The sequence below is a fragment of the Burkholderia sp. Ed8 genome (assembly GCF_040761425.1).
Taxonomy (GTDB): Bacteria; Pseudomonadota; Gammaproteobacteria; order Burkholderiales; family Burkholderiaceae; genus Burkholderia; species Burkholderia seminalis.
This window is the reverse complement of the sequence record NZ_CP142886.1, coordinates 3,329,392-3,345,959: the sequence shown is the minus strand read 5'-3', so window position 1 is coordinate 3,345,959 and position 16,568 is coordinate 3,329,392. Positions and strand designations below refer to the sequence as shown.

General features: G+C 66.4%; 15 protein-coding genes and 1 pseudogene. 5 read left to right on the top strand and 11 right to left on the bottom strand.

The genetic code is table 11. The features are described 5' to 3' along the window. The first annotated feature begins 17 nt into the window (after nucleotides 1-17). Together VXM69_RS29265 and VXM69_RS29260 are read left to right on the top strand one after the other, a co-directional pair. Nucleotides 18-644 carry a DUF47 domain-containing protein gene (locus tag VXM69_RS29265; RefSeq protein ID WP_034188683.1) on the top strand — a complete coding sequence of 209 codons (627 nt, stop codon included), beginning with the start codon at nucleotides 18-20 and terminating at the stop codon, nucleotides 642-644. A 10-nt stretch (nucleotides 645-654) separates the two neighbouring features. Then, nucleotides 655-1,665, top strand: a complete 1,011-nt coding sequence (locus VXM69_RS29260) for an inorganic phosphate transporter (RefSeq protein WP_034188682.1) — start codon at nucleotides 655-657, stop codon at nucleotides 1,663-1,665. Nucleotides 1,666-1,813: 148 nt separating this feature from the next. On the opposite strand, the gene VXM69_RS29255 is transcribed toward VXM69_RS29260, so the two are convergent. Further along, on the bottom strand, nucleotides 1,814-2,881 hold the full coding sequence (locus VXM69_RS29255; RefSeq protein WP_367189639.1) for a C40 family peptidase: 1,068 nt from the start codon (nucleotides 2,879-2,881) through the stop codon (nucleotides 1,814-1,816). A gap of 237 nt (nucleotides 2,882-3,118) precedes the next feature. After that, nucleotides 3,119-4,876 carry a PhoH family protein gene (locus VXM69_RS29250; RefSeq protein ID WP_311767391.1) on the bottom strand — a complete coding sequence of 586 codons (1,758 nt, stop codon included), beginning with the start codon at nucleotides 4,874-4,876 and terminating at the stop codon, nucleotides 3,119-3,121. Here VXM69_RS29250 and VXM69_RS29245 point away from each other — a divergent pair. Beyond that, a pseudogene (locus VXM69_RS29245) lies at nucleotides 4,787-5,051 on the top strand (hypothetical protein). The gene VXM69_RS29250 and the pseudogene VXM69_RS29245 overlap by 90 nt on opposite strands. 191 nt (nucleotides 5,052-5,242) lie before the next feature. Here VXM69_RS29245 and VXM69_RS29240 read toward each other — a convergent pair. The 9 genes from VXM69_RS29240 to VXM69_RS29200 form a co-directional block, all read right to left on the bottom strand. After that, on the bottom strand, nucleotides 5,243-5,704 hold the full coding sequence (locus VXM69_RS29240; RefSeq protein ID WP_006756046.1) for a peroxiredoxin: 462 nt from the start codon (nucleotides 5,702-5,704) through the stop codon (nucleotides 5,243-5,245). A gap of 104 nt (nucleotides 5,705-5,808) precedes the next feature. Further along, on the bottom strand, nucleotides 5,809-6,705 hold the full coding sequence (locus VXM69_RS29235; RefSeq protein WP_034188679.1) for a polysaccharide deacetylase family protein: 897 nt from the start codon (nucleotides 6,703-6,705) through the stop codon (nucleotides 5,809-5,811). 13 nt (nucleotides 6,706-6,718) lie between these two features. After that, complete coding sequence (locus VXM69_RS29230; protein WP_006482864.1) at nucleotides 6,719-7,774, bottom strand: bifunctional UDP-4-keto-pentose/UDP-xylose synthase; 1,056 nt, start codon at nucleotides 7,772-7,774, stop codon at nucleotides 6,719-6,721. Then, complete coding sequence (locus tag VXM69_RS29225; RefSeq protein WP_034188678.1) at nucleotides 7,771-8,718, bottom strand: formyltransferase; 948 nt, start codon at nucleotides 8,716-8,718, stop codon at nucleotides 7,771-7,773. The genes VXM69_RS29230 and VXM69_RS29225 overlap by 4 nt, the downstream gene beginning before the upstream one ends. Beyond that, nucleotides 8,715-9,782, bottom strand: coding sequence for a glycosyltransferase (locus VXM69_RS29220; protein ID WP_059561653.1), 1,068 nt, complete (start codon nucleotides 9,780-9,782; stop codon nucleotides 8,715-8,717). The genes VXM69_RS29225 and VXM69_RS29220 overlap by 4 nt, the downstream gene beginning before the upstream one ends. 6 nt (nucleotides 9,783-9,788) lie before the next feature. Next, complete coding sequence (locus VXM69_RS29215; RefSeq protein WP_034188676.1) at nucleotides 9,789-10,940, bottom strand: DegT/DnrJ/EryC1/StrS aminotransferase family protein; 1,152 nt, start codon at nucleotides 10,938-10,940, stop codon at nucleotides 9,789-9,791. Nucleotides 10,941-11,069: 129 nt separating this feature from the next. After that, the gene (locus tag VXM69_RS29210; protein WP_034188675.1) at nucleotides 11,070-11,441 is read right to left on the bottom strand and encodes an SMR family transporter; all 372 of its coding nucleotides are present in this window, start codon (nucleotides 11,439-11,441) and stop codon (nucleotides 11,070-11,072) included. A gap of 13 nt (nucleotides 11,442-11,454) precedes the next feature. Further along, the gene (locus VXM69_RS29205; RefSeq protein WP_200086439.1) at nucleotides 11,455-13,131 is read right to left on the bottom strand and encodes a glycosyltransferase family 39 protein; all 1,677 of its coding nucleotides are present in this window, start codon (nucleotides 13,129-13,131) and stop codon (nucleotides 11,455-11,457) included. Between the two features lie 123 nt (nucleotides 13,132-13,254). Continuing rightward, nucleotides 13,255-13,629 (bottom strand): Mth938-like domain-containing protein, encoded by a 375-nt coding sequence (locus VXM69_RS29200; RefSeq protein WP_012328660.1) that lies wholly within the window; start codon nucleotides 13,627-13,629, stop codon nucleotides 13,255-13,257. A gap of 317 nt (nucleotides 13,630-13,946) precedes the next feature. On the opposite strand from VXM69_RS29200, the gene VXM69_RS29195 reads away from it, so the two are divergent. Beyond that, nucleotides 13,947-15,185 carry a pyridoxal phosphate-dependent aminotransferase gene (locus tag VXM69_RS29195; RefSeq protein WP_034188673.1) on the top strand — a complete coding sequence of 413 codons (1,239 nt, stop codon included), beginning with the start codon at nucleotides 13,947-13,949 and terminating at the stop codon, nucleotides 15,183-15,185. Between the two features lie 53 nt (nucleotides 15,186-15,238). Beyond that, complete coding sequence (locus VXM69_RS29190) at nucleotides 15,239-16,567, top strand: homoserine dehydrogenase (protein WP_034188672.1); 1,329 nt, start codon at nucleotides 15,239-15,241, stop codon at nucleotides 16,565-16,567. Nucleotide 16,568: the final 1 nt, after the last annotated feature.

Here is a 16,568-nt window from a genome sequence, read left to right as displayed (position 1 = left end):
AATCTCTCAGGAATCCCATGTTCGGTCGATTCATGCCCACCGAGGGCAAGTTCTTTGAACTCTTCAACGCGCACGCGAAGCACATCGTTTCCGGTGGCCGCGAGCTCGAACTGCTGATCGACAATCTCGCCGACGCCGAGATTCACAAGCAAAACGTGCAGACCGCCGAGAAGGCCGCCGACAAGCTCACGCACGAGGCGATCGATCTGCTGCACAAGACCTTCATCACGCCGCTCGATCGCGACGAGATCCACAAGCTGATCACGACGATGGACGACATCCTCGACCTGATGGAAGACGTCGCGACGGCCGTGTCGCTGTACGACGTGCGTTCGGTCACGTCGGAGGCGAGCCAGCTCGCGCACATCGTCACGCAGTCGGCCCAGCACGTGCAACAGGCGGTCGGGCTGCTGTCCGACATGAAGCAGTCGGCACAGATCCTCAAGCAATGCGAGGAGATCGACCGCTGGGAGTCGGAGGCCGATCGCGTGCTGCGCGCGGCGATGTCGAAGCTGTTCCGCGAGGAAGACGACGTGAAGACGCTCATCAAGCTGAAGGCGATCTACGAGCTGCTCGAAGAGATCACCGACAAGTGCGAGGACGTCGCGAACATCATCGAAGGCATCGTGCTGGAAAACGCCTGAGCGGACCACGATGCATTCGATACAACTCGCCCTATGGATGGTCGCGGCGCTGGTGCTCGTCGCGCTCGTATTCGACTTCATGAACGGCTTTCACGACGCGGCGAACTCGATCGCCACCGTCGTGTCGACCGGGGTGCTGAAGCCCCAGCAGGCCGTCGTGTTCGCGGCGGCGTTCAACGTCATCGCGTACTTCATCTTCCACCTGAAAGTCGCGCAGACCGTCGGTAAAGGCACGATCGATCCCGAAATCGTCGACCACTACGTCATCTTCGGCGCGCTGGTCGGTGCGATCGGCTGGAACGTGATCACGTGGTATTACGGGATTCCGTCGAGCTCGTCGCACGCGCTGATCGGCGGCCTCGTCGGCGCGGCGCTCGCGAAGTCGGGCTGGAGCTCGTTGAACATCGACGGGCTGCTGAAGACGGTTGCGTTCATCTTCATTTCGCCGCTGCTCGGCTTCATCCTCGGTTCGCTGTTCATGCTCGGCGTGTCGTGGCTGTATTTCCGTACCGCGCCAAGCAAGGTCGACCGGCGTTTCCGCCGTCTGCAGCTGCTGTCGGCCGGCCTGTACAGCCTCGGCCACGGCGGCAACGACGCGCAGAAGACGATCGGCATCATCTGGATGCTGTTGATCGCAAGCGGCTACGCGTCGGCCGGCGCCGATGCGCCGCCTGCGTGGGTGATCGGCGCGTGTTACCTGTCGATGGGCCTCGGCACGCTGTTCGGCGGCTGGCGCATCGTGCGCACGATGGGCCAGAAGATCACGAAGCTCAAGCCGGTCGGCGGTTTCTGCGCGGAAACCGGTGGCGCGATGACGCTGTTCCTCGCGTCGTTCCTCGGCATTCCGGTGTCGACCACGCACACCATCACCGGCGCGATCGTCGGCGTCGGCGCGACCCAGAAGCTGTCGGCCGTGCGCTGGGGCGTCGCCGGCAACATCGTGTGGGCGTGGGTGCTGACGCTGCCCGCCGCCGCGCTGTTCGCGGCCGGCGGATGGTGGCTTGGCCACCAGATCTTCTGATCGCCGACACTGCCGGATCGACATCCGATGCGCCGCAAGCCGAAAGGCTGCGGCGCATTTTCTTTTGGAGCGGCGAATGGGCGACGGAACGGGCGGGGCGCCGACAGAGGTCGCCGACGGGACTTGCCGTCGACGGCCGGGCAACCGGTCAGTAACTGCCGTTCGCGAACCGCGCGATCGGATCGTCCGCGGTGCCGGTACGCGGGCTGACGGGCGCGGATTGCGTCGACGCGCGCCAGACCTGCACGGGTGCGGGCTCGATGCTGCGTGGCGATGCCGATGCGGCCGCCGGAGGCGGTTCGTCGTCGAACGCGGCAGCCTGGGCGGCGGTCAGCGCCGTCGTCGGAATCTGCGTGCCGGACTCCGCCTGGACGGCGGGCGCTGCATTGGCCGTCATCGCAGTCATGCCGCCGTTCATCGACGTTGCCTGCTGCCGGGCGGCCTGCATGCGCGGCGGAGGCGGTTCGTACGGATCGGCGGCGGGGGCCGCCGGTGCGGCGGCGGCCGTGACGACCGGCGCGGGTGCCTGCGTCACGCGTGCTTGCTGCGGCGCATAGGCAGGCTGCCGCGCCGCCGCGGTCGTCACGACCACCGGCGCGGCTGCGACCGCCGGCGGCGTGCGCGGCTCGTCGCGCTTCGCCTCGTAGGTCGGCGCATCGAACGGCGTCGGCGCCGTGCGCGGCGGCGCGACGCGGCGAATGCCGTCGAAACGTTTGGCCCAGTACGGGTTCGTCAGGTAGTCGAGCCGGACGGTGCCGCCCGTCGACGGTGCGTTGACGAAGCGCAGCTTGCCGACATAGATGCCGACGTGCGAATGCGGCCGCCCGGTCGTATTGAAGAAAATCAGGTCGCCCGGCGCGATCTCGTCGGGTTCGATCGACACGCCGCGGCCGCTCATGTCGGCGGTCGTGCGCGGCAGGTTCACGTCGGCCGCGCGGCCGATCACGTAGCGCACGAGCCCGCTGCAGTCGAAGCCGCTCGCCGGCGTGTTGCCGCCCCAGCGATACGGGATGCCGACGAGGCTCATCGCCTGGATCGAGATTTCTTCCTGGCCGACGCTGTGATCGACGAATTTCGGGAAATTGGCCGGAGCGGGGAACGCGCGCGGCGTCGTGATCTTCATGCCCGACGCGGAACGCGATGCCGACTGCGGCGGCACGCTGGAGCAGGCCGCAAGCAGGGAAACGACGGCGACGGGAACCCAGATTCGAAGCATGGCAAGGCGGGCGAGCGCGGCGCGCTCGCGAATCGTATGACAACAGACAGACCCAATGGTAGACGCCCGGACGGGGCTTAAGCAACCATTCTTGAGAATTTACTTGAAGTTTCGCGCGTAAACTGCGCTTTTGCGTGACGAAGCGTTACTTTTGTCTTCGACCCCAAATAAAAACGGCGCTCCGGAAACGGAGCGCCGTGTGGCGTCGACAGCCGGCCGATCGGCCGGCAGGCCGCGTTACAGGATGTCCGACGCGTAGTCGGCCAGCCGCGAACGTTCGCCGCGAGCGAGCGTCACGTGGCCGCTGTGGCCCCAGCCCTTGAAGCGGTCGACGACGTAGGTCAGGCCCGAGCTGCCTTCGGTCAGGTAAGGCGTGTCGATCTGCGCGATGTTGCCGAGGCACACGATCTTCGTGCCGGGGCCCGCGCGCGTGACGAGCGTCTTCATCTGCTTCGGCGTCAGGTTCTGCGCTTCGTCGATGATCAGGTACTTGTCGACGAACGTACGGCCGCGCATGAAGTTCATGCTCTTCACCTTCAGGCGCGAACGGATCAGTTCCTGCGTTGCGGCGCGGCCCCATTCGCCGGCCGCGTCGTCGGTCTTCTGCAGCACCTCGAGGTTGTCGTCGAATGCGCCCATCCACGGCTGCATCTTCTCTTCCTCGGTACCGGGCAGGAAACCGATGTCCTCGCCGACGGGCACGGTGGCGCGCGTCACGATGATCTCGTTGTAGCGCTTGTCGTCGAGCACCTGCGCGAGGCCGGCCGCGAGCGCGACGAGCGTCTTGCCGGTGCCGGCCTGGCCGAGCAGCGTGACGAAGTCGATCTCGGGGTTCATCAGCAGGTTCAGCGCGAAGTTCTGCTCGCGGTTGCGCGCGGTGATGCCCCACACGTTGTTCTTGTGGTGGCTGTAGTCGCGCAGCGTCTGCAGCAGCGCCGTCTTGCCGTTCAGTTCGCGGACGATCGCATGGAACGTCGGCTCGCCGTTCTGCGGTTCGAGATAGACGAACTCGTTGACGAGCATCGACGCGACGAGCGGGCCCGTCACGCGGTAGTACGTGGTGCCCGTCTTCGTGTCCTGCCAGCTCTCCATGCCCTTCGCATGCTTGGTCCAGAAATCCTGCGGCAGCTCGCGCACGCCGTTGTACAGGAGATCGGAGTCCTCGAGCACCTGGTCGTTGAAGTAGTCTTCCGCGGGCAGCCCGAGCGCATGCGCCTTGATCCGCATGTTGATGTCTTTCGACACCAGCACGACCTGGCGGTCGGGCCGGTCGCGCTGCAGCGCGCGCACGACACCGAGGATCTGGTTGTCGGCCTTGCCCACGGGCAAGCCTTCGACCGGCGCGATGTCGGCGAGCTTCGTCTGGAAGTACAGGCGGCCGAGCGCCTCGCGGCTGCCGAGGCGCGACAGCGGGATGCCGTCCGAGATCGGGCCGCCGTCGGCGACCAGCGCGTCGAGCGTGCGGCTGACCTGGCGTGCGTTGCGCGCGACTTCCGACATTCCCTTCTTGTGGTTGTCGAGTTCCTCGAGCGTCATCATCGGCAGATAGACGTCGTGTTCCTCGAAGCGGAAGAGGCTGCTCGGGTCGTGCATCAGCACGTTGGTGTCGAGCACGAACAGTTTCTGCAGTTCGGCCTCGGCGGGCTTGCGGCTGCGCGACTTGGTGGCGGCGCCGGCGTCGCGCGCGGGCGCGGCGGCGGGTTTGCCGGCGGCCGGCTTGTCGTTGCGCGCGACGACCGGCGCCGCGGGTGCGGCGGGGGCCGGCATCGGCTGCAGCAGCGCGGCCGTCTGCTTGGTCTTGCGGCCGCGCGCGGGTGCGGCATCAGGCGCCGAAGACGCGACGGCACGCAGCGGCGCGGCCGTGTTCGCGGCTTCGATCATCGGTTGGGCCACGCTGGCCGGACCATAGTCACCGGCTGTGGATGCGTCCCCTTCGGCGGATTTCTTCGCGGCTTTCGCGGGCCGCGCTTTCGCCTTGTATTCGTCGGGCGGCAGCAGGCTGCCGAGCTTGCTGGGGGGGGTAGGCAAAGGCATGGTGTCCCTCGGGAGGAATCGTGTCGCATGGCGTGCGCCGCTGATCGCATCCTGCGTGACGTAGACGCAGTTTGCGCGCGGTGGCGCACAGGAAATTCGTCTAGCCGGTTCGCCTAAGTGTCGATCAGCTCCTTGATGCGGTTAGGGCCGGACCGGGAAGGCCGGCGCGCAATCCATAAAAAAAGCCGCTGCCCCGTCGACAGGGACATGCGGCTCGGCTGATGTCGTGATGCGCGTCAGGTGCCGGGAAGCATCGCATCGAGCACCGGCGCAGCTACGAGAAATATGGGTCGAACGGGCATTCATTGCGGCCCAATATAACGCGCCTCAAAGCGCTTGTACAGCACTTAGCACGTCGTCCACGTGACCCGGCACCTTGATGCCGCGCCATGCCTGACGGAGCACGCCGTCGGCGTCGATCAGGAACGTCGAGCGCTCGATTCCGCGCACTTCCTTGCCATACATCTTCTTCATCTTGATGACATCGAACAGCGCGCACAGCGCTTCGTCGGCATCGGAGATCAGCGGGAACGGCAGTTCGAGCTTTGCCTTGAAGTTGTCATGCGAGCGCAGGCTGTCGCGCGACACGCCGATGACTTCCGCACCGGCTTTCTTGAACTTCGGATAGAGATCGCGGAACTGCAGCCCTTCGGTCGTGCAGCCCGGCGTGTTGTCCTTCGGATAGAAGTACAGCACGAGCTTCTTGCCTTTCAGGTCGGACAGCGAAATGTCGCCGCCCGTGGCCGGTGCGGTGAAATCGGGAACTTGACGGTCAACTTCGACAGACACGTGTTTCTCCTGTTGTTATGGAAAGGCGCCGCTGCGGCGGCGCGGTGCGGCGTCCCGGCAACGCGCGGCAGGGCGCTGCGGGCGCCGCCAGCTCGCGCGCGGACTCAGTCGGGCTGGACGATCAGTTCGCCGGAGCGGCCGGGGATTTCGCCCCACGTGACAGGGTACGATGGCAGCGTGTCGCGGTCCAGCGTCGCGTGGTAGTCGCCCATCGTCGCAAACGTGTGGCCTTGCGCGCGCCAGCCGGCGAGCAGCTGCTCGAACACGGGCGCGAGCTTCTGGCCTTCCAGTTCCGCATGCAGCGTGAACACCTGGTCGTGCGGATTGGTTTCGGTGAACTTGAGGAGGTGCGCGGCGACGTTGTGCGTGTCGACGCCGTCGATGCCGAGCACTTCGTCGAGCGTCGGCAGCGTGGTCGGCATCTGCACGTGCGACAGCGTGCGGCCGCCGACGACCGGCAGGTACGGCGAGTGGCCGCGCCCGTCGGAGGCGTAGCGCATGCCCCACGCGTCGATCTGCTCGAACGCGGCATCGTTCATCTGCCAGCCGGCCGCGCCGTGCGTGACGGGCGGCGCGCCGAAGATCTCGATGAAGCGCGCGTGACTCTTCTGCATTTCACGCGCGGTCCAGTCGCGATCGCGCGCACGGACGTTGTCCTGCCAGTACACGTGATCCCACGTGTGGATCCCGCATTCGAAGCCGGCCTCGTGGATCGCGCGCATGTCGGCGATCGCGCGGCGGCCGATGTCGGGGCCCGGCAGCAGCACGCCGTACATCAGCTGCTTCACGCCGTAGTGTTCGACCACCGACGTGCGCGACACCTTCTTCAGGAAACCCGGGCGGAACACCCGCCGCAGCGCCCAGCCGGTGTGATCGGGCCCGAGGCTGAAGAGGAAGGTCGCGCGCGCGCTGAAGCGATCGAAGATGCGCGCGAGGTTCGGCACGCCTTCGCGTGTGCCGCGCAGCGTGTCGACGTCGATCTTGAGGACGATACGAGCCAAGCGAACGTCCCGGTCAGCCTTGCTGTTCGACGAGCGCGCGCGCGTCGGCGACGTGGCCGCGATACGCCTCGAAGATGTTGCGCAGCGCGTCGTCGAACGTCGCCTGCGGCGCCCAGCCGAGCTCCTGCATCGTGTTGTCGATCTTCGGCACGCGGTTCTGCACGTCCTGGTAGCCGTTGCCGTAGTAGGCGCCGGACGTCGTTTCGACGAGCTTCACCTGCTTGGCCGAGTCGGCGTACTCGGGGAATTCCGCGGCCAGTTCGAGCATCTTGTGCGCGAGTTCGCGAACCGAGAAGTTGTTCTTCGGATTCCCGATGTTGTAGATCTTGCCCGACGCGACGCCGTCCTTGTTCTCGATGATCTTCATCAGCGCGCTGATGCCGTCGCCGATGTCGGTGAACGCGCGCTTCTGCGAGCCGCCGTCGACGAGGCTGATGTTCTCGCCGCGCACGATGTGGCCGAGGAACTGCGTGACCACGCGCGAGCTGCCTTCCTTCGGCGTGTAGATCGAGTCGAGGCCCGGGCCGATCCAGTTGAACGGGCGGAACAGCGTGAAGTTCAGGCCTTCCATCCCGTAACCCCAGATCACGCGGTCCATCAGCTGCTTCGAGCATGCGTAGATCCAGCGCGGCTTGTTGATCGGGCCGTAGGTGAGTGCCGACGCGTCCGGATCGAACTGCTCGTCCGAGCACATGCCGTAGACCTCGGAGGTCGACGGGAACACGAGGTGCTTGCCGTACTTGACGGCCGAACGCACGATCGGCAGGTTCGCCTCGAAGTCGAGCTCGAATACGCGCAGCGGCTGCTGGACGTAGGTGGCCGGCGTCGCGATCGCGACGAGCGGCAGGATCACGTCGCACTTCTTCACGTGATACTCGACCCACTCCTTGTTGATCGTGATGTCGCCTTCGAAGAAATGCATCCGCTCGTGGTTGACGAGGTCGCCCAGCCGATCGGTCTGCATGTCCATGCCGAACACTTCCCAATCGGTGGTTTCAAGAATGCGCTTCGACAGGTGATGGCCGATGAAGCCGTTCACACCCAGGATCAGGACTTTTTTTGCTTTCATGAATGACGGGAAGAATGAATGAACTGCGCGAATTCCGCGGGCGTCACGACGGTTTCGCTGCCGTCGCGCTGCTGCCACAGCTCGAGAATGGACAAGGCGCGGCTGTCGCCGCAGACGCCGAATAGCGCATTATCGCTTACGTGCAGGCCGGGCGGCAAATCCGCCGCGGCGGCCGCTGCCGCGCTGCCGGGCGCCGCGAGGCGCGCGCGCGCGATCACGAAACGCGTGCCGTCGACGTCCGTGAACGCGCCCGGATACGGGGGCGCGACCGCGCGCACCAGGTTGTAGACCTGCGCGGCCGGTTTCGACCAGTCGACGCGGCCGTCCTCGGGCTTGCGCCCGCCGTAGTAGCTGCCGCTCGACAGGTCGTTCGGCAGGTGCGCCGCCTCGCCGGCGAGCAGCGCGGGCAGCACGCGCCAGAGCGTCTGTTCGGCGGCCACCGTGACCTTGTCGAACACCTGCGCGGCCGTGTCGTCCGGCAGGATCGGCACCGCGGTCTGGCCGATGATCGCGCCCGCGTCGGGCTTCGCGGCCATCTCGTGCAGCGTCGCGCCGGTTTCGGTCTCGCCGTTCAGCACGGCCCAGTTGGTCGGTACCCGACCCCGGTATTTCGGCAGCAGCGAACCGTGCATGTTGTACGCGCCGCGCGGCGCGATCGCGAGCAGGTCCACCGGCAGCATGTGCCGGTAGTAGAACGAGAAGATGAAGTCGGGCCGCGCGTCGGATACCGCGCGGCGCAGCGCCGGATCGGCGGGATCGGCCGGCGTGACGACCGGGATGCCGTGCTCGGCCGCGACGGACGCGACACTGCCGAACCAGATGTTCTCGTTCGGGTTGTCCTCGTGCGTGACGACGAGCGCGACGTCGACGCCGCGCGCGAGCAGCACCTGCAGGCAGCGCACGCCGACGTTGTGATACGCGAAGACGACCGCGCGCGGCTTCATTGCCCGGCTCCCGTGCGGTTCGCGTCGGCCGGCACCGGCGGCACGCCGTCGTGCTGCTCGAGCACGGCCTGGATCAGGTAGCGCGGCCGTGCGCGCACCTGCTGGTAGATGCGGCCGACGTACTCGCCGAGCAGGCCGAGCGCGAAGATGATCACGCCGAGCAGGAAGAACGTAATGGCGAACAGCGTGAACACGCCTTGCACTTCCGCGCCGACGATGAAGCGGCGCACGAGCAGCAGCACGAACAGCGCGGCGGAGCCGAGCGACAGGATCACGCCGATGAACGACAGCCACTGCAGCGGCACGACCGAGAAGCCGGTCACGAGGTCGAAGTTCAGCCGGATCAGGCTGTACAGCGAATACTTCGATTCGCCTGCGAAGCGTTCCTCGTGCGCGACCTCGATTTCGGTCGGCTTTTGCGCGAACGTGTACGCGAGCGCGGGGATGAACGTGTTGACTTCGCCGCACACGTTGATCGTGTCGATGATGCGGCGGCTGTACGCGCGCAGCATGCAGCCCTGGTCGGTCATCTTGATGCGCGTGATGCGCTCGCGCAGCCGGTTCATCATCTGCGACGCCTTGCGCCGCCACAGGCTGTCCTGGCGCTGCTTGCGGATCGAGCCGACGTAGTCGTAGCCCTCGCGCATCTTCGCGATCAGCTTGCCGATTTCCTCGGGCGGGTTCTGCAGGTCGGCGTCGAGCGTGATGACGATCTCGCCGCGCGACTGCGCGAAGCCCGCGAGGATGGCCATGTGCTGACCGTAGTTGCCGTTGAGCAGCACGACGCGCGTCGTGTCGGGCCGTACGTGGAACTGATCGGCGAGCATCGCGGCCGAGCGGTCGCGGCTGCCGTCGTTGATCAGGATTACTTCATACGACGTGTCGAGTGCGTCGAGCGCCGGATACAGCCGCGCGAACAGCGCGGCGAGGCCGTCTTCCTCGTTGTATACGGGGATGATGACCGAGACTTCGGGCCGACCGGCGTCCAGGTGCCCGGCGACCGGATGGCCGGCCCCCGGATGGCCGGCCCCCGGATGCCCGGCGCGTGCTTCAAGGTGACTCATGTACGCTTATTTTCCGTATTGTTCACAAATCTGGTTGATGGCGTCGACCACGCGACGCACGTCGCCTTCCGTCATCTGCGTGAACAGCGGCAGCGTGACGGTCGACGCGCCGTACCGTTCGGCGTGGGGGAACATGCCCTCCTTGAAGCCGCGCGCACGGTACAGCGTGAAAAGATGGATCGCCGGGTAGTGGATGCCCGTGCCGATGCCGCGTTCCTTCAGCTGCGCCATGAATTCGGCGCGCGTGATCGTCAGCCGCTCGAGCGGCAGCGTGATCAGGAACATGTGCCAGTTGCTGTTCGCGAAGTCGGCAACCGGCAGGCCGACGCCGAGCTTCACGGCCGCGCCGCCGTCGAACGCGGCGAAATACGCGCGGGCGAGCGCGCGGCGCTGCGCGGTGAAGCGTTCGATGTGCGGCAGCTGGCCGAGACCGACGCGGGCGGCGACGTCGGTCAGGTTGTACTTGCCGCCGAGCACGTCGCAGTCCATCCCGTCGAAGCCGGTGCGCGTGATGCCCTGCAGCCGGTACTTCTGCGCGAGTGTCGCTTCGTCCTCGTTGTTCAGCACCAGCGCACCGCCTTCGATCGTCGTCAGGTTCTTGTTCGCGTGGAAGCTGAACGACACGATGTCGCCGATCGCGCCGATGCGCTTGCCGTTCCACGTCGAGCCGAACGCCTGCGCGGCGTCCTCGATCACGCGCAGCTTGTGCGCGCGCGCGATCGCGTACAGGCGGTCCATGTCGACCGGCAGGCCGGACAGGAACACGGGGATGATCGCCTTCGTGCGCGGCGTGATCGCCTGCTCGAGCTTGTCGAGGTCGATGTTGCGCGTGACGGGATCGATGTCGGCGAACACGGGCGTCGCGCCCGTTTCGATGATTACGTTGCTGGTCGAGACCCACGACGCCGGCGTCGTGATCACCTCGTCGCCGGCACCGACGCCCGCGATGCGCAGGCCGATCTCGAGCGTGCAGGTGCCCGAATTGAACGCGCGGACCGGCCGCCCGCCGCAGTAGTCGGACAGCGCGGCCTCGAATTTCTGGCATTGCGGGCCGGTGGTGATCCAGCCCGAGCGCAGCACGTCGACGACGCCCTGGATGGTTTCCTCGTCGATTTCCGGTCGGGTGAACGGCAGAAACGGAGCGGTAGTCTGGCTCATGAACGCGTTGGCCTGTAATGGCGTGTAATAAAAGGGTCGGGCGATCCGCCCGAAACCGGCATTAAACACCGGTTGGCGGATTCGCACCGTGATTTTTTGTAGGCGGACACTTAACGCCGCGGGGCATGCTCAGCTGCGCGCGAGCACGAGCACGCCGATCAGGATGATGCCGATCCCGACGAGCCGCTGGACCGACAGCACCTCGCCGAACAGGTACCACGCCGCGAACGCGTTGACCACGTAGCCGAGCGACAGCATCGGGTACGCGATCGACACGTCGACCCGCGACAGCCCGAGAATCCAGACCACGACGCTCAGCACGTAGCAGCCGAGGCCGCCGATGATCGGCAGCTGGGTCGCGATCTTCAGGCCGACCGGGAGGATGTTCGCACGGCTGAATTCGAAGTGCCCGACGGCGTTGACGCCGGCTTTCAGCAGCAGTTGCGCACAGGCGTTGAGCATCACGCCGGTGATGATGCAGACGAACGAAACGGGATTCATGCGAGGGGCGTCCTTACGATTGCGGTTTCTCGACGATCACGCGGCGGTTGTCGCGCGCGATCACGCGCATCGGCACGCCTTGCCTGACCAGCGCGTCGTACTGGCCGGGCGGCATGATCGCGAGCGCATGGGTTTCCTGCTTCCAGCGCGCGATCCATTCGTCGACCGTCGGAATCCACTTGTTCGGCTCCATCGAGATCCCGAACGCGAGCTCGTCCTGGCGCTGGACCATGATCGTCGTGTGGCCCATGTAGAACGGGAACGTATGGTCGAGCATCTCGATCGAGTAGAACGGCGTGTCGGGCGGCAGCTTCGCCAGTTCGGCGCGCACGGCCGGCGCGAGCAGCGCGCCCGAGCTGTAGCGGCCGAACTCGTCGTGCCCGGTGCCGCCGATCGTGCCGAACGCGAGCCATGCGGCGCCGAACGCGGCGAGCGCGGCGGCCGCGCCCGTCCGGCGGTTCAGCCACGCGGCCGCGAGCGTCAGCGCGGCCGAGACCGCGAGGCCCGCGTACAGCCACATCTGGAACGCGCGGTACAGCGCGTTCGGCGTGCGGGCATCGCCCTGGTACGCGAGGAAGATGATCCCGAACGCCGCGGCGACGAAGAACACGAGGTAGCCGAGCAGGTGGCGGCGGAACCGGTCGGCCGTCATCAGCGGCAGGTACGCGCCGATGATCAGCGCGAGCGCCGGCGCGACCGGCAGCACGTACGAGATCAGCTTCGAATGCGACGTGCTGAAGAACAGGAAGATGAAGGCGCTCCAGATCAGCAGCACCAGCATCGGCGAGAAGCCGTTCGGCTGGCGCGGCATCCGCAGCGCATGGCGGATGCTCTGCCACGCGACCGACAGCCACGGCAGGAAGCCGACCAGCAGCACCGGCACGAAGTAGTACAGCGGGCCCGGGCGGTTCTGTTCCGGGGTCAGGTACCGGCGGAACTGCTGGACGATGAAGAAGAAGTTGAAGAACTCGGGGTTGCGCTGCTGCACCAGCACGAACCACGGCGTGACGATCGCGAAGAAGATCACGAGGCCGCTGACCAGGTACAGGCGCTTCCACAGCGCCCAGTCGCGCGCGATCAGCGTATAGAGCACGAGCACGGCGCCGGGCAGGATCAGGCCGACGAGGCCCTTGGACAGCACCGCGAGCGCCATCGCGGCCCAGCATGCCCACATCCAGCCGCGCACCGCGGCCGGGCGCAGCCCGGGCCGCTGCGCGAGCAGCAGCGAGCAGAGCGACAGCGCCATCCAGAACGCGAGCCCCATGTCGAGCGCGTTGAAGTGGCCCATCAGGTTCCAGTACGGCGAGCTCGCGAGCACGACGGCCGCGAGGAAGCCCGACAGCGGGTTGAACAGGCGCGCGCCGGTGTAGCCGACGAGCAGCACGCCGGCGAAGCTCGCGACGGCCGTGTAGAGGCGCGCCTGCCATTCGCCGATGCCGAACCACGCGAAGGTCAGCGCATTCAGCCAGGTCTGCAGCGGCGGCTTCTCGAAGTACTTGTAGCCGTTGTAGCGCGGCGTGATCCAGTCGCCGGTGACGAACATCTCGCGCGCCATTTCCGCGTAGCGGCCTTCGTCGCTCGGGATCAGGTGGCGCAGCCCGAGCGGCGCGAACCAGACGATCGCGAGCGCGACGATCAGGAGGACGAGCGTGATGCGGTTGAGCGGTAGCCTCGAGGGCGTATCGTTCATGGATTTTCAGCCTGTTGGTTGGGGTGACGGGCCGCCGGCGGGTTGTGCCGGCGGCGGGCGGCCTGGCCGGACCGATCGGGGGATCGACCCGTTGCGCCGGCCCGAGTTTTACCGCATCGGGGATTAACGTTCAATTAAGAGCGCGGCGGCGACTTTGCGGCCCTCGGCCATCAGGATGTTGTAGGTGCGGCAGGCCGCCTGGAAATCCATCGTCTCGACGCCGATCCGCTTCGCCGTGAGCGCCGCGACGAGCCGCGGGTGCGGGAAGCGCAGCCGCGCGCCGCTGCCGAAGATCACGAGCTCGGGCGTCGGGTCGAGCAGCATCGCGAAATGCTCGGGCGCGAGCGCGTCGAACGACGACACCGGCCATGCCTGGACCGGCGCGCCGGGCAGCACGATGACGCTCGTTTCATGGCGTTCGAGATTGACGTCGACGTAATCGGGGCCGTAGCCGGTGACGGTATTGAGCGCGCCGCTCGTGTCCTGGTGCAGTTTCAAATCGGTATTCCGCGGTTCCGTAAGGGCATGTATCGCAAGGGCCGCAGGGGCCCGGATGGCCGGTTTCGCGCGCCTGGCCACATGGGGACGCCTGACGGCGCGGGCCCGGCGCGGCTATGGTGCATTGCGAAAGTCGGCCAAAATCCGCTAAATTATAACTTTTTGGCCGCCCCCGGGCGCCACTTGCGTCGTGCGTCGCCACAAGCCGCGTCCGACCGCCCGCTTTTTCCCAGTCTAGACAGCGCGCACAGACCGGCCGCTTTCCAGTTTTGATCCCGTCCCCCCGGCCGCAAGGCCAACCCAGGAACCGTGTCGTCGTGAAACCGATTCAGAAGTCGAACAAGCTGCTCAACGTCTGCTACGACATCCGTGGCCCGGTGCTCGAGCACGCGAAGCGCCTCGAGGAAGAAGGCCACCGCATCATCAAGCTGAACATCGGCAACCTCGCGCCGTTCGGTTTCGACGCGCCGGACGAGATCATCCAGGACATGATCCGCAACCTGCCGTCGTCGTCGGGTTATTCCGATTCGAAGGGCGTGTTCTCGGCGCGCAAGGCCGTGATGCACTACACGCAGGAAAAGGGCGTCGTGGGCGTCGGCCTCGACGACATCTACATCGGCAACGGCGCGTCCGAGCTGATCGTGATGGCGACCCAGGCGCTGCTGAACGACGGCGACGAAGTGCTGCTGCCCGCGCCCGACTACCCGCTGTGGACGGCCGCGGTGAGCCTGTCGGGCGGCACGCCGGTGCACTACGTGTGCGACGAGCAGAACGCGTGGATGCCCGATCTCGACGACATCCGCAGCAAGATCACGCCGAACACGAAGGCGATCGTCGTGATCAACCCGAACAACCCGACGGGCGCGCTTTACTCCGACGAATTGCTGCTCGAGCTGCTCGAGATCGCGCGCCAGCACGGGCTGATCGTGTTCGCCGACGAGGTCTACGACAAGATCGTCTACGACGGCCTCGAGCACACCGCGATGGGTTCGCTGTCGGAGGACGTGATCACCGTCACGTTCAACAGCCTGTCGAAGAGCTATCGCTCGTGCGGCTACCGCGCGGGCTGGATGGCCGTGTCGGGCCTCGGCGGCGACAACCGCCGGCGCGCGAAGGATTACCTCGAGGGGCTGGGTATCCTGTCGTCGATGCGCCTGTGCGCGAACGTGCCCGGGCAGTTCGCGATCCAGACGGCGCTCGGCGGCTACCAGAGCATCAACGAACTCATCGTGCCGAGCGGGCGCCTGTACAAGCAGCGCGAGCTCGCGTACGACATGCTGACGTCGATCCCGGGCGTGACCTGCGTGAAGCCGCAGGCCGCGCTGTACATGTTCCCGCGCCTCGACCCGAAGCTCTACCCGATCCAGAACGACCAGCAGTTCATTCTCGACCTGTTGCTCGAGGAGCGTGTGCTGCTGGTGCAGGGCACGGGTTTCAACTGGGCGACGCCGGACCACTTCCGCGTGGTCTTCCTGCCGAACCTCGACGACCTGACCGATTCGATCAACCGGATCGCACGCTTCCTCGACGGCTACCGCAAGCGCCACTCGGCCTGAGCGGGCAGGGTCACGCGGAATTCACTACTTCTTACTCATCGATCACACGCAGCATGGAACCGATCAAAGTTGGCCTGTTGGGCTTCGGCACGGTGGGCAGCGGCACCTTCACGGTGCTGCGCCGCAACCAGGAAGAAATCAAGCGACGCGCGGGGCGCGGCATCGAGGTCGCGCGCATTGCCGTGCGTAATCCGGCCAAGGCGCGGGCCGTGCTCGGCGGGGATGCCGCCGCCGCGCAGATCACCGACGATTTCAATTCGGTCGTCGACGATCCGTCGATCGCGATCATCGCCGAGATGATCGGCGGCACGGGCATCGCGCGCGAGCTCGTGCTGCGCGCGATCGCGAACGGCAAGCACGTCGTGACGGCGAACAAGGCGCTGCTCGCGGTGCACGGCACCGAGATCTTCGAGGCCGCGCGCGAAAAGGGCGTGATGGTGGCGTTCGAGGCGGCCGTCGCCGGCGGCATCCCGATCATCAAGGCGCTGCGCGAGGGCCTGACCGCGAACCGCATCCAGTACATCGCGGGCATCATCAACGGCACGACCAACTACATCCTGTCGGAAATGCGCGACCGCGGGCTCGATTTCGCGACCGCGCTGAAGGCCGCGCAGGAGCTCGGCTACGCGGAAGCCGACCCGACCTTCGACATCGAAGGCGTCGACGCCGCGCACAAGGCGACGATCATGAGCGCGATCGCGTTCGGCGTGCCGGTGCAGTTCGACCGCGCTTACGTCGAGGGCATCAGCAAGCTCGACGCGACCGACATCCGCTACGCGGAAGAGCTCGGCTACCGGATCAAGCTGCTCGGCATCACGCGTCGCGCCGAGAACGGCATCGAGCTGCGCGTGCACCCGACGCTGATCCCGGAGAAGCGCCTGCTCGCGAACGTCGAGGGCGCGATGAATGCGGTCGTCGTGCACGGCGATGCGGTGGGCACGACGCTGTACTACGGCAAGGGCGCGGGCGCGGAGCCGACCGCGTCGGCGGTGGTCGCGGATCTCGTCGACGTCACGCGCCTGCATACGGCCGACCCCGAGCATCGCGTGCCGCATCTCGCGTTCCAGCCGGACAGCCTGTCGAACACGCCGATCCTGCCGATCGAGGAAGTGACGAGCGGCTACTACCTGCGCCTGCGCGTCGCCGATCAAACCGGCGTGCTGGCCGACATCACGCGCATCCTCGCCGCGTCGGGCATCTCGATCGACGCGCTGCTGCAGAAGGAGTCGGAGCAGGTCGACGACGCGAAGGGCGAAACCGACATCATCCTGATCACGCACGAAACGGTCGAGAAGAACGTCAATGCGGCGATCGCGCAGATCGAGCGCCTCGCGACGGTCGTGTCGAAGGTGACGAAGCTGCGCATGGAAGCGCTGAACTGAG